The 15,491-nt window shown below is 45.2% G+C and carries 3 protein-coding genes; all 3 read right to left on the bottom strand.

Annotated features, from left to right (window positions below):
* Positions 1-11 precede the first annotated feature (11 nt).
* Complete coding sequence (locus AC3WU2_RS18835) at positions 12-4,907, bottom strand: glycosyl hydrolase family 95 catalytic domain-containing protein (RefSeq protein WP_492456636.1); 4,896 nt, start codon at positions 4,905-4,907, stop codon at positions 12-14.
* A 214-nt stretch (positions 4,908-5,121) separates the two neighbouring features.
* Positions 5,122-10,743: an endo-alpha-N-acetylgalactosaminidase family protein gene (locus AC3WU2_RS18830; RefSeq protein WP_492456635.1), complete on the bottom strand. Its 5,622-nt coding sequence runs from the start codon at positions 10,741-10,743 to the stop codon at positions 5,122-5,124.
* Between the two features lie 110 nt (positions 10,744-10,853).
* The gene (locus AC3WU2_RS18825) at positions 10,854-15,284 is read right to left on the bottom strand and encodes a discoidin domain-containing protein (RefSeq protein WP_492456634.1); all 4,431 of its coding nucleotides are present in this window, start codon (positions 15,282-15,284) and stop codon (positions 10,854-10,856) included.
* Positions 15,285-15,491 lie beyond the last annotated feature (207 nt).

The following is a 15,491-nucleotide window of genomic DNA, read 5'->3' as shown; positions in this document are numbered from 1 at the left end:
ACGTTATTGCATTATTGAATAATCTTCTGCGCGATCGCCGCCAAGTCGCTGATATCAATGACGCCATTCTTGTCAAAGTCAGCCATTCGCAGCTTACTCCAGTTCGGGCTATCCATGGTTGCGCCATAGTTCGCAGCAGCAATCGCAAGGTCACCGATCGTTACTTTGCCGTCGCCGTTCAAGTCGCCCGTCGCAACCGGCGGTTGCTCCTTCACCACTTGGACGGTGGAGCTCGCATTGCCTATGGTCGTCTCAACACCTGCGGCATCCGAAATGATGGCCTTCGTGATTGAGATGACACTATTAACCGCCGTATCAGCTACTTCCTTCGCTTTGAACGTCAATCCAAGGACAGGCTTCGTGCCTGTTACGGCATTGCCCGGGCCTTCGCTTGCCACAATGAACCGCAGCTTGCCATCCGGCGTCGTCTTCTTCTCGATGATGCTAACCCCTGGCATGAGAGAGCGCGCAGACAAGAACTCGAGTGTAGCCGGATCGAAATCGATCGATAGATCCTGCGCATATACCGCTTGCGTTACGCCGCTGAGACCGACTTGCACGTTGAACGTTTTGCCAGCATTCACTGTAGCTGGCGCCGTGATGGAGCCGGACGACGCAGCTGCTCCGGCCTTATCGAAGGCTTGAACCGCGGCTTGCAGCGCTTCAATCACATCTGTCACTTCTGCCTGCGTTGCTGCCATATCGACAACGCGCTCTGCTACTGCAATCGCTGCTTTCAAAGCATCTACGGCTGCTTGCGGATATTGACCAGGCTGATTACCAACGACTGCTTGATCCACCTTGACCTGAGCTGCCGTAATCACTGCTTTCAGCGCTGTTGTATCCACGACCGGCGATTTTGCGCCGTACGCTTCAAATTCACGGAACCCTGCCCATAGTTCCGGGTATCCCATAACAGTGACCTTGATATGTTCAACCGCCGTAGCAGTCCACTTATCCGTTCTGACCTTTTCCATGTTGGTTGTGTTATTCATATGGTCAATCACGGTGGTCCAATTTGCAGCGTTGCTTGACACCTCGATTTTATACTTCATGGCCTTACCGCCGTTTTCAAAAATGACCTTTGAGCCCGTTACATCATACTTCCCGCCCAGATTCACCTGCCAGTAGTGTGGATTCTTATCATCACCCACACACCAACGCGTTGACTCATCCCCATCGTTACCTGCTGATGCCGGATTGCTATTCTGCTGGCTATCTGAAACAGCCGGTTTGTTTAATACGACATTGCGTGATTCCGGTATAATGACGCTCTTCGTACCACGAACTCTTATTTCATCAATCGAAGCGATCCCTTCCGTAAATGTTACCTTGACATACCTTACTTCTTGATTGGAGACTCTATCCGTTTTAACCTTGCTGGTTTCTGTATCCGTTGTTCTATTAACTGCATGCGTCCATACCTTGTTATCGCTTGACACTTCAACCTTGTATTTGCTTGCGTTAGCAGCTGCCCATTTAAGTTCGATTTCAGATAAGTCATACTTCTCTTCCAAGTCTACCGTCCAAGTCTTCATCGGATCTTGATCTGCAGCTTTCCATGCGGTAGCTAGATCGCCATCATTAGCCTTTGAAGCCTCAAAGCCTGTTTGTTCACTACTTGCTGCAGCTGGCTTGTTGCCAGATACGACCGGTGTGGAATCTGCATAAACTTCAAACTCACGAAAACCCGCCCACACGGCCGGATTGCCTGGTACCTTAGGACTTCCCGGGAATGTTATTTTTATATATCTGACATGTTGAGCTGACCATTTATCTTCGGTTGCTTTTTCAGTCACGGAATGACTGTCATACCGGTTTACTACCGTCTCCCACGCACTTCCGTCAGCAGATACTTCTATCTTGTAATACATTTCATTATTGTCTGATTCCCAAATAAACTTTGAACCTGCTATGTTAAATGTGTCTTGTAGGTCAACTTTCCACCACTGCACCTGAGATGGCGTATTGCCACACCATCTGCTTTGTTCGTTACCATCATTACCGAATACAGCCAAGTTGTTTCCTTGCTCACTGTTGGTTGTTACTGGCTTTTTCAGAGCAATATTTCTTTTTATTGCCTTAACCGGTTTAGACAGCATACCTTCTTTGTTATTTTTCACAGCAGCAATCTTATAATAAATAGTTCCTAATGAGACATCGGCATTTGTATCTTGATATTTGGCATCTGTTATATGTGAAGCATATAATTCATAACTTCCGCTCTCAACCATACGGTATACGTTATATGTTGCATCTGGATCTTCAACAGCGTTCCATGTCACATCAACCTTGTGATCATCCAAGCGATAGGCTTCTAAATGGGTTGGTGCAGTTAACCTCGTTGGAATGTTGCTAATAACATATTCTGTATCCTTGGTTGTATTCAATTCAATCGTATTCGCGTCAATGACCGTAAAATCAACATTTGCCCCGTTTGACGTCACCGCTGCCTGACCAATCCCAGGATATCTTACTTTGAAGGGCTTACCAGAACGAGAACGAACTGTGAATTTATTTAAGTTGTTGTCTGACCAGACAGCATCGCATTCAAAGTTGCCAATCGCTTTAAGTCCCGTATATGAACCTGCATCCCAATCCTGTGGCAATGCCGGTAATGGCTCGATATATCCTGCATAACTCTGAAGAAGCATTTCGGCTACTCCTGCTGTCACACCACCGTTTGAATCCATCTGATATACAAAGCCCAACGCACTGCTCATTAAGTTCTGCAGCATGGCATATTTAATCGTATCCTGATAAAGCGTTAATGCTCTATTGCCATCTCCGATCCGTGACCATAAAAGCATTCGCAACGCCATACTCCAACCGTTGGCATCCCAGCCCATATCACCACGTAATTCTAATGTCTTTATCGCTGCATCCATCTGCTCTTTATCTTCCCGGGTAATCATATCCCCATTGTAAAGACCCATTAACTGGCTTAAATGTCTATGTGTCGGATCACCTATGGATGTTCCATCGGGATGCTTGTTGTACTCATCTTCTTCGCGCCATTCTTTGATCTGACCGGATTTACCTATTTTGATAGGATCCATTTTGGTTAAAATGGCTTCGAGTTCAGCTCTTAAGTCTTTATCCTGCCCCATGATCTTACTGGCTTCTATTACATCTTCCAACAACATATATGCGAGCGACATATCATAAGTAGAACCTACGCCCACTGGGCCATGTTCCGGTGAAGTTGAAGGAGCGATGACATACTCGCCTGTATTCGGATCCATAACGAAGTAATCTTTCCAGAATTTCGCCTGATCTCTAAGGATCGGGTATATCTGCTTCAATATCTCTTCATCTTGCGTGTACTGATAGTAATCCCAGAGAATCATGCTAACCCATGCTGCGGAACCCGGTGCTAATCCCCAGTCAAGGCTTTGCCCTATAGCCGTCATACCAAAAATATTCGTCACATGGTTTACTACCCAACCACCATTATCTATCCCAAAATGTTCTTTGGCTGAAACTTTACCAGGTTCCATTAAAGAACGAAGGAATGGAATAACTGGATTTGCTGTTTCATCGATATTAGTTACAAATGCAGGCCAGTAGATCATTTGCATATTGATGTTTAAGTGGTAGTCACTTGACCACATCGGTTTATTACTGTTATTCCATATCCCCTGCAGGTTCGCAGGCAACGATTTTCTTGATGATGAAATTAATAAATAACGTCCAAACTGGAATAACAACGCCTCAATATATCTACTTTCCTTTTTACCTGTCTGATAATCCCGCATTAATTCATTGGTAGGTCTATTCGCATCTTCTAAATCACCTAAGTTTAAGCTGACTGTATGAAATAGGTGTTGATAATCTTCTATATGACTTGTTTTAAAATCGGAGTAGCTCATTTTGGAAACAACGTCAATTCTAGCGGCCGCTTTGCTCATGGCTACATCACCGTTGGGGTCGCGATCATCTAGATAATCAACCGTCTTAAATGAATCTATACTTTGTATAAGATGGCTTTCTGTCATATCATAATTGGTTCCAGCCGTTAAAAATATCGTGATATCTTCACCATTTGCTACGGATATCGTACCGTCAGCATTCATCGTCATGTCTGCAGTTGGAGCAACGACCTTCATTTGTACAGCAAACTTCATTTTACTGCCTGCAACCGTACCCTGGCAGCTAATCACACCATCTTGAACTGTTGTTGTATATGTTTTACCTACTTGAGAGTATGGGTTTGCACTTGCATCAGGCGTTAATTTCAACTTAAACCCAATTTCATTCTCCTTGTCTGATGATAAATGAACGGCTATCACGTTTCCTGGATTGCTCGCCAAATATTCGCGTTTAAATTTAACCCCATTGTTTTCATAAGCAACCCTTGCGATTCCCTCATTTAGGTCCAATTCACGTCGATAATTCGTCGGTTTTGAGGTACGAGCATTCCCTGTAAAGTCAAGCGTAAAATCACCTAGATTTTGATAAGCATCCAAGCCTTTCCCTGTTCCAAGTAATTTCTTAGATCGCTCATAAGCTTCATCAAATTTACCCGCAAACAAAGCTTCTCTTACTCCGGGTAAAGCCTTATACGCATCCTTTACATTACCGCCAGTATAATCGGGCGTATTGGGTCCACCTGTCCATAACGTGATTTCATTCAACTGAACTTTTTCTGCTTCCGTCTTACCTAGTATCATGGCACCCAAATTTCCGTTACCAATGGGTAGCCCATCGTACAACCAGTCGTTACCTAGCGTCTGATACCATAGCTTCATTTCATTACTGTTATTAACAGATAAATTTGTACCTTCTGCTGTTGTCTCCGGTCCATCTGATGAAAGGTCTTGAAATGCCATAACGGGTGTAGACGTAACCACCATTACCGAAGCTAACATGGCCGTAAACCATTGACGCAACTTTTTTGTCCTCATACGATCTTCCTCCCGACGATAGGAAATGGAATACTAGGATTGCATCACGAGCAAGCGTAAACGCCTCCGGCGTCCTTATAAGGACGGCAAGCGTTTAAGCGAGAAATATAAGAACAGAGTATATGCGCAGCTATAATTCCTTATATTTCAAAGAAGACCGCCTGCACGAGTGCTGACGATCTTCTTCGAAGGAATTTTCTATTATTTTGCTACATTATTGAATGATCTTCTGTGCGATTGCCGCCAAGTCGCTGATATCAATGACGCCATTCTTGTCAAAGTCAGCCATTCGCAGCTTACTCCAGTTCGGGCTATCCTTGGTTGCGCCATAGTTCGCAGCAGCAATCGCTAGGTCACCGATCGTTACTTTGCCGTCGCCGTTCAAGTCGCCCGTCGCAACCGGCGGTTGCTCCTTCACCACTTGTACGGTGGAGCTTGCATTTTTGATTGTTATCTCTGCTCCTTCAGCATCCGAAATAATAGCCTTCGTGATCGAAATGACACTATTGACCGCCGCTGCAGCTACTTCCTGCGCTTTGAACGTCAATTCAAGGACATGCTTCGTGCCTGTTACGGCATTGCCCGGGCCTTCGCTTGCCACGATAAACCGCAGCTTGCCATCTGGCGTTGTCTTCTTCTCGATGATACTGACCCCTAGAATGAGGGAACGCGCAGACACGAACTCGAGCGTTGCCGGATCGAAATCGACCGATAGATCCTCCGCATATACCGTTTGCGTTACGCCGCTCAGACCGACTTGCACGTTGAACGCTTTGCCAGCAGTCGCTGTAGCTGGCGCCGTGACGGAGCTGGACGGCGCAGCCGTTGCTGCGGCATCATCGAAGGCTTTAACCGCGGCTTGAAGCGTTTCGATCGCGGCTGTCACTTCTGCCTGCGTTGCTGCTGTATCGACAACACGTTGTGCTGCTGCAATCGCTGTTTTCAACGCATCTAGTGCTGCTTGCGGATATTGTCCTGGCTGATTACCAACGACAGCATGATCCACTTTGACTTGAGCGGCTGCAATCGCTGCTTTCAGCGCTGTTGTATCCACAACCGTTGATTTAGCGCCGTAAGCTTCAAACTCACGGAAACCCGCCCACGCTGGATCAATACCCAAAGCAGTTACTTTTATATATTTTACTTGCTTCGCTGACCAAGTATCTTCTGTAACACTTTCAGTTACTGGAGTACCCCACTTATCCACCGTCTTTTGCCAGGCTTCTCCATCCGAAGAGACTTCTATTCTGTACTTCATCGTACTTGAAGCGGATTCCCAAGTTATCTTGGAACCCGTAACATCGTACTGTGCTCCCAAGTCGACCTTCCACCAATGTTCAGTACTTGGATTGCTTACGCACCAACGCGTTGATGTTTGGCCATCATTACCCATCGCTGCCGTATTGCTTGACTGTTGACTGCTTGCCGTTGCAGGTTTTCTAAGTGCAATGTTCGGATCTTCTTTTACTGTAATTTCAGCAATAGCTTTCTTATCCGTACCCTCAATCGTACCATTTACAGTAAACTGACCTGCTTTGCTTATCTGCTCATCAGAAATACTATCCCATGTAACAGATACAAATCGCTTCGATTGATCGCTCATCGTTACTTCGATCGTGCCTGGTAACAACGGCTTTACGCCAATAACCGTGCTCATTTTTGTTGTAGGAATTGCAACAATTTCAGTTCTTGAATTTGTAACGATAACAATAGCCTGAGCCTTAATATTCGTTCCTGTTACTGTGCCTGCTACGCTGAATGATCCAACATTTTTATAGCTGTTTTCAGCAATTGTATCCCAAGTGACTGGCACTTGGATCACTGTACCGTTTGAAGTGACCATCTTAGCCTTGTCTGGCATAACAGGTGCAGTTCCTACCGTCGTATAAACATTCATTACTTTGGCATCTACGATATCTACAGCTCCGCCAGCTGTAACGGTTACGGTCGCTGTAATCGCTGCATCCTGAGCGCCATTAATGTGACCTATAACTTCAAATGTCCCAACTTCAGCATATTTGGAAGGGGCGATCGCTGTCCATTGAACTGGCAATTCCATTTGTGTGCCATTGCTCAATGTTGCCTTAACAGTTGCAGGCATCTCCGGATACATACCAACTGTCGTGCTAACTTCAACTTTATTGGGACCAGTTATGGATGGAGCTTCTTGAGCCACTCTCATCTCAGCAACACTCGCCCAATTATTAATTCCTTCTAATGCAGTTAACTTAACGTGAGTTATTGGCTTTGAACTATCCATTGCTACTTTTTTTGTCGCAATTGTTCTTTCCCACACACCATCTGTTACAACTTTTACAAAATCTTGAGCATCAGCGTACTTCACATATAAGTCATATTTGGTAATGAAGCCATTACCACTTGCTTCGCCTTTACCATTCGTCTCCTGTCTTGGCGTTACATCTACTCTGTTGACATTGTACGCTTTTCCTAGATTAAGCGTAATAGATTGTGGTAATGTATTACTTCCATTCCAAGCTGTGTGCCATAGCGTGCTTGTATTTCCATCAAGGACATTACTAGGTGCATCACTTGGTTCATAACCCGTTGCACTTGCTCTGATACCATCTACAGGTATAATCGTTAAGTCAACAGGCGAAATTTGCGGTGGTTCAATGGTGGCATCCTTCGCTTCTTTCACGACTAGATCATCAAGGATGAAGTCCCCTGCCGAACTGCCAACCGAATTTCTTGTTCCGATCCAGAAATCTTCGGTGCTTGCTGTAAATTTAACCGTAAACGGCGTAGGAACGGTTGCCTGCGGCATCGGCACATTCATTACTTCCTTCGTACCGTTGCCTACAACGAAATTAATCTTCTTATCGAACTGGCTTTCATATTTGAAAGATACTTCGTACGTTGTTCCTTTATCAAATCGTAAAGTCTGCGGTAATGTTCTCATGATCAGACCGCCGCCTGTTTTATGGGACTTAATGGACCAGTTGCCGTTTAATACGTCATCCGTTTGGTTACCATTCCATCCTTTTTGCGTGTATGGCGCGTGTAATTCGGATAAGTGCGTGCGTGGATCACTTACGCCGTCAGCATCTGCTATAACAAATGGCGTCAACCCTTGGTCAACATTCTCAAAATCTTCTGCTGCGACGACATCTGGAGATTGCGGCACAACTCGCTTGGTCGGTACGCAGCGAACATCGTCAAAGGTTACAGTCGCTGTTCCTGGAGCTACCTTCAAGTACAATGTGGCTGTATCCTGTCCAGCTGCTATATCAAATACAACTCTCATTCTCTGCATATTGGTGCTGTGCTTGGAGTCAGCTGAGATATAGTTTTTAAGCGGCGAACTTTCCGTATAGTTTGTTAGGTCTGCCCCGCCGAAATCTTTCACACCAATCGTCGTTTTACGTTTGGCATATCCTGCTGTGTTTGGATCACTAGCATTTGTACTGTTTGGTGTATTGCCTACCTGAACATAGATGGATGTTGAATAAGTTCCTGGTTTTAATCCTGATAATTGCGTTTCTAGTACCGTTTCTTCCGTATTTCCTTTGACCACTAATTCATATTGTCCACGATTGTTGCGTTCTACAGTGGTTGCTCCGCTCTTTACATCCCAGTTATCCAGCTTTCCGCTGTTGAAGCTTGGATCCTTGGCAGGCATTGCAAATCCCCAATTCATATCTTCAACCTTTGGCATAACATCGCCTTTATACACAACGTAAGCCTGTTTTTCTGCTGCATTTTCAATCGTGATTTTGCCATCAACGACGTTGATGACTTTTTCATCTTTCTTACCTGTATCCGTTAATGCATACAACTTAACAGTTGACACATTCTCCCAGCTATTTGGAAGATCCCAAGTCGTTGTTCCACCGTTTTCATTGTAGTGATAGAGTTTTTCTTCAGCAGCTGCCAATTCACTTTTTGTCTTATCGGCATTTGGCGACCATGGCAATAAATATTTGAGGTTGGAATACGTAACCTTATCGTAAGTATTACCGCCTTCAGAAGCTTTCGTAATCGTTACATTTTCTTCAAGTAGCTTCTTGCCATCTTTCTTAAATGTTCTCTTGCCATCTGATGTCCTTTCGGCAACGACATTTCCTCCAAATTCCACTCGTCCCACATTGCCCGTCACATCGTACTTCGTCATTGGGAAGCTTTGCAGATATTTCGTTGGTAGATTTGTTTTGAATACAATATTGATCATCTCATCATAATCCACTCTACCCTGCCAGCCTTCAGCATCATTTGCCTCCGTACCGCCTAGGATCGGATGACGAGCGATCCACGTATCTTTCTGATGATTTCTTACGAATCTTGCGATATCACTGCTATAACCCTTGATGTTCTTGCCGCCGTAATCATAGTCAACGGACCAGTGATTCCACACAGCTTCATCTTCTAATACATTTGGAAACTCCGTCGTAAGGGTCCATCCCAGAGAATTCACTTCTCTAGCAAATCTTCTTCCATTAAAGCCCTGCTCATACCAAGCATCGGCATAAATAAAGTCAAGTGTTGGCGCATCGTCCTTTAACATCTGTAAACGATTCATTCGGTTGCCAGTATAAACTTCTCTACGGTACGTTGGGTCATCAAAGTCATAGGATTGATCTAGCCAATCCCATCCGCCTTTGTTAAGATTAACTAGTTCATTATCAAAAGCCTTTGCTTCCGGGTGAGCACCTGTTCCACTAATATGAACACCCATGAAAGCATTGTAGCTCTGTGCTTCTCTTACAAGCGTATCCATATCCTGCTGTCCGCCCTGACGTACACCAATATGTCCGCCGTAATCCGGATGCGAAGAGTCATGCCCTTCTGCTTGGTAACCCTTTAGCTCCACCCACTGCCCAAGCCCATCGGTTGATTGATAAATTCGCTTTGTTTCATCTAATGTCTTTAAGAAGGGGTTGGTTGCCTGGCTGCCAAAGTTCATGGGTATACGGTGAACAACAAGTTCAGACATGCGATCGCTGCCTACAGGATTGTTCATAATATCGCGATATGCAACGGCTGCATCCTGCCAATCCAACTTCGCATCAGCATTCGCGTCCGCTGTGATAACTACTTTGGTATGTGGTAATGGCTCAGTTATATCATTAGGCATATTATTTCCACGGTATACCCATGAAGCACTCCACATAGCTGTACGAGAGTAATCTGTTTTCTTGGTCGTCTGTTTCACAATACGGTGATTGTCATTGTCTCCATCCGCATTTGTATCACCATATGCATTTGACCAAACCCCTGCTGCCAATTCATCATTGTTAATGAACGCGTACATATAGTTTTTGGGTGTACTATCTACCGCAGGAGTTCCTGATACATCTTGATACACATCACCTTTTTTATAAACAGCGTTTTCCATCCTGGAACCGGCAAATTTGGCACCCGCTTCCGTACTTCTAACCGATACCAAGCTGTGGTTTGGAATTTCAATGGTATGTATTTTTGCTGAACCGTTTTCTTTCACATCGGTGACTAAGAAGTCAAGCGTATTGTCTTTTACCGTTAAGGATAACTTTATGACGACATTCAGTTCGCTAATCGTTAACGTATAATCCGCTTTGTTATCGCTTTCCGTGTAATCTACTTTTGGTACATAGTCTGTACCGTTAATTCTAATTTTGTCCAATACCTCTTCCGAGCCGTTCAACATTTTATTTCCCAGCTCATACTTGATGACTCGTGGGAATTTCTGATCTACTTGTACTTTCATTTGATTGGATTCTATGATTCCGTCATTAGCTGCAGCATCCGCAACGCCTGAAAATGCAGGGATGGTAATGCTAATCATCTGTACAGAGGCTACCACAAGCGCTAAATTTTTAATGACTTTAGACAGTGACATTTTTTTGTTACCTCCTTCGGGGTTCATCTATTCCTTACCAAATGCTTATCATTCATCTCAAACAATTTTTTTCATTAAATCAGCATCACCTCCTTTGCGTTCAGCCAGGATTATTGAATAATCTTCTTCGCGATCGCCGCCAAGTCGCTAATATCAATGATGCCATTGTGGTCAAAGTCAGCCATTTGCAGCTTACTCCAGTTCGGGCTATCCTTGGTTGCGCCATAGTTCGCAGCAGCAATCGCAAGGTCCCCGATCGTTACTTTGCCGTCGCCGTTCAAGTCGCCCGTCGCAACCGGCGGTTGCTCCTTCACCACTTGGACGGTGGAGCTCGCATTGCCTATGGTCGTCTCAACACCTGCGGCATCCGAAATGATGGCCTTCGTGATTGAGATGACACTATTAACCGCCGTATCAGCTACTTCCTTCGCTTTGAACGTCAATTCAAGGACATGCTTCGTGCCTGTTACGGCATTGCCCGGGCCTTCACTTGCCACGATGAACCGCAACTTGCCATCCGGCGTTGTCTTCTTCTCGATGATACTGACCCCTGGTATGAGAGAGCGCGCAGACAAGAACTCGAACGTAGCTGGATCGAAATCGACCGATAGATCCTGCGCATATACCGCTTGCGTTACGCCGCTGAGACCGACTTGCACATGGAACGTTTTGCCAGCAGTCACTGTAGCTGGCGCCGTGATGGAGCCGGACGGCGCAGCTGCTCCGGTCTTATCGAAGGCTTGAACCGCGGCTTGCAGCGCTTCAATCGCGGCAGTCACTTCCGCCTGCGTTGCTGCCGTATCGACAACGCGCTTTGCTGCTGCAATCGCTGCCTTCAATGCATCTACGGCTGCTTGCGGATATTGTCCTGGCTGATCACCAACGACTGCTTGATCTACTTTGACCTGAGCTGTCGCAATCACCGCTTCCAGCGCTGTTGTATCCACGACCGGCGATTTTGCGCCGTACGCTTCAAATTCACGGAACCCTGCCCATAGTTCCGGGTATCCCATGACAGTGACCTTGATATATTGAATACCCTTCGCGGTCCAGTTATCTGTTCTGACTTGTTCCGTGTTGGTCGTGTTATTCATATGGTCAAGCACTGTCGACCAAGTAGCAGCGTCACTTGAAACCTCGATCTTATACATCATGGCTTTGCCAGCTTTTTCAAAAATGACCTTTGAACCCGTTAAATCATACTTCCCGCCCAGATTCACCTGCCAGTAATGTGGATGCTTGTCGTCCGCCACACACCAACGCGTTGACTCATCCCCATCGTTGCCTGCCGATGCTGGATTGCTATTCTGCTGGCTATCTGTTGTCGCCGGTTTGTTCAATACGACATTGCGTGATTCCGGTACGATGACGCTCTTGGTACCGCGAACTCTTATTTCATCAATGGTTGCGATCCCTTCTGTAAATGTTACCTTGACATACCTTACTTCTTGATTGGAGACTCTATCTGTTTTCACCTTGCTGGTTTCTATATCCGCCGTTCTGTCAACGGCAAGCGTCCAAACCTTGTTATCACTCGAGACTTCAACCTTATACTTGCTTGCGTTTGCAGTAGCCCATTCAAGCTCGATCCCCGTCAGATCATACTTTTCTTCCAAGTCTACCGTCCAAGTCTTCATCGGATCTTCATCTGCAGCTTTCCATGCGGTAGCTAGATCACCATCGTTAGCCTTCGAAGCCTCAAAGCCTGTTTGTTCACTGCTAGCTGCAGCTGGCTTGTTGCCAGACACAACCGGTATGGAGTTTGCATTTTGGTAAATGTTTATTTCGGCGCCGGAACCGTAGCCATTATGCCCAGCTAATACTTCAAATCTCAGATGATTGGCTGGCGTGGGTTTAAAGGTTACGATCTTTGGCATGGAATCGTTTACAAAAGTTCCTTTTTCCTTGACTAAGGTGTAGTTCACACCATCCATGCTCGTATAGATGTTGTACTTGGTTACAATGCCGTTATCTCCACCGGACTGTCTTGGAATATATTGAAGCTTAAATACGTCATAGGTTTGGCCCAAGTTGAAATCCAATGTGTGCGGAGGGGTATTTCCACCATTCCACTTGGTATGCCATATTGTATCTATGTTTCCATCTAAGACATTTGCTGCCTTATTGTCTTCATCTTGCGTCTCTTCACTTGAAGCTGTTACCGTCATGCCGCTTGAAGGAATCATTTCAGGGTCAGCTTCCGTTGAAATTTTTACAGCCTCACTCCAATCACTAAACCCTGCAAAGTTCTTGGATCGAACCTGTACGGCATGCGTTGATCCAGCAAGTAAGCCTGTTTCTGAAAATGGGCTTGTAGCATTGCTTATGATCTTGTGATCAATCATCATGTCATACTGTAACGCCCCGGGGACGGCATCCCATGCGATATCAATCGTCGAGCTGTTCGATGAACCCACTTGGACATGAGCCGGAACTGCTGCAATCCCTGGATAATCGCCTGACCCGAACATAAACCAGTTGAGCTTGCACATTTCCTTATCCGCACCGTTGAATACTAAGAATATTTTTTGCTTGCCTGTCACTTCTTTGGTAAGCTCTGCTTGCGTATTGACATACACATTCAAATCCCCTGTATTCGGAATCTGCAATGTCGCGATCGTCAGAGCCGGATTCCCTTCAGCATCGGCTAGTTTAACTTCTATCGTGCCGCCCTGTTTGTTACTTGCTACTCTAGCGTTAAACCATGTTGCCTCTCCATCACCAAAATCTACTTGATCGTAACGCAGCCAGTCGCCATGCTTAATATTCGCCATACTTTGGTCATATCCGTCGCTTACATCATCATTCGTCCACTCCGTTTTCGTGTTGATCGTAAGATTTTTATCCGTGACATAGTTTTGATCGTCATAACGTTCGGCATCGATCTTCCCATCTACTTGAAATAAATTCCCTTGATTTTCAGTCGTTGTCAGTGCAAACGAATCCACATCGATATATCCGCCAAGGGCTTTTGTAGCAAAGTTGAAAATACCAAACCTCATTCCGACATAGGTTCCGTAACGCATGTCATACCTTCCGCCTAATCTCGTAAAATTCACGCCATCTAGGCTGTATGAGAACTCTGTTCGATATTCGAATCTTGGGGTTTCGGCTCTAAACCAAATGTTTGTCGTTCCTTCCGGAAGATCGATAGCTGCCTGTTCCGTCCACAAGTCTTGAACAACGATTCTCTTCTTTCCATTTTCATTCTTTATGCCAATGAAGTTGGAATCCTTCTGGATGACAGATAATCCCGCCTGATCGCCGTCAGCCATATGGCTTATATCCATCTTGACAGTTGCCGTGCAATCCGGACCGATGATTCGCTGCGTCAGCGTATTTCGTGCATAGGCTAAAGCATTGGTTACGCTGGATGTCTTAAGTCTTATATATCCGGATCTTTCAGCAAGACTCCACTTTGCATTGTCAGGATTGTGATTCCACTGCCATTGCAGGCCTAACGCACTGCCGCTGAACTCATCTGATGTTGCAGGCGACTTTGGCTCCGTTGTACCCAAACCTGGTATATTAGGCTTCTTAAAAGTAACAGCCGCTTTTTCTCCATCTAGCTCTCCCATATACGGCCATCCGTCTTTCCAGTGCACTGGCTGCAAGGTTGGAACACGTCCCAGCTTCCCTCGATCCTGGAAAATGACCGACCACCACTCCGATGCCTTGCCTTCACCCTGAGGAACATCTACGATCCCCCCCTGATGAATGCCATTGCCCGTAAAATTCATAAAGCTGGTCATGATATCCTTTACTTCATAAGGACCATTGGCCAAATCTTTGGTTCGGATGGCGATTTCCTTCTTCGAGCCTTTATTCCAGGTCGGCGTACTAAGGATGTAATAGTATTCTCCAACTTTATAAACGTGTGATCCTTCGTTATAATAACCGCCCTTATAGTCGTATATCATCTTTCCATTTCTTGATGCGCCGGGGGCTCTCTTAGAAATAATGGAAAGGTGACCCGTTTCTTCATTCACGATTTTCAATTCACTTAGGTAGAGTTGACCTTGACCATGTACAACGTACACTTTCCCATCGTCGTCAAAAAATAGGCCAGGATCGTAGAGTTCATCTTCCAGCTTGTAAATCGTCCAAGGACCCTTCGCGCTATTGGAAACGCTTACAAATGATGCATCTCGATTAATGTTATACATCAAGTAATATTTGCCATTATGATACCTTAAGCTGGTCGCCCATGGACCTTCGTCGTAGGCATTCTGCCCATTCTTGAGATCGTACATGTCGCCTGCCATTCTGTCGACAGCATAGCTCTCATACGTCCAGTTCACCAAATCTTTGGAACTCATGATGGGACTTCCGGGAAAGAGGTGCATACTCGTGGATGACATATAATAGGTGTCTCCCACCCTGATCACGTCGTTATCTGGATAATCTCCCCACATGATCGGATTTGTGTACGTACCGTTTCCATTGTCCGCCGCCCTGGATAAGGTTGGAAAATTGACAAACAATGCAATTATCACAGCCAGCACCAATGCTTTCCTTGCTTTTTGTCTGGAACTAAACAATATAAATTACCTCCTTCAAACTAAATATATGATTATAAGAACTATAATCACGGAACAAGAGAACTGCTTTTTTTCTCTAGAAACTGACTAAATAGTTGAAGTAAGTAACTGGTTGATATGCAATTTTGGGGTTTCATATTTCTGAATGTGTAATTTTATGGAAATTTTGATAGGGAGGAGCATTCCGATTACAAAATGCTATTTATC

The sequence above is a fragment of the Paenibacillus sp. EB106-05-06-XG162 genome (assembly GCF_058791655.1).
This window is presented reverse-complemented; position numbering and strand designations above follow the sequence as displayed.

Excerpts from the sequence above, each read along its gene's own strand:
- AC3WU2_RS18835 (WP_492456636.1), bottom strand. The coding sequence starts at position 4,907 with ATGAGGACAAAAAAGTTGCGTCAATGGTTTACGGCCATGTTAGCTTCG.
- AC3WU2_RS18830 (WP_492456635.1), bottom strand. The coding sequence starts at position 10,743 with ATGTCACTGTCTAAAGTCATTAAAAATTTAGCGCTTGTGGTAGCCTCT.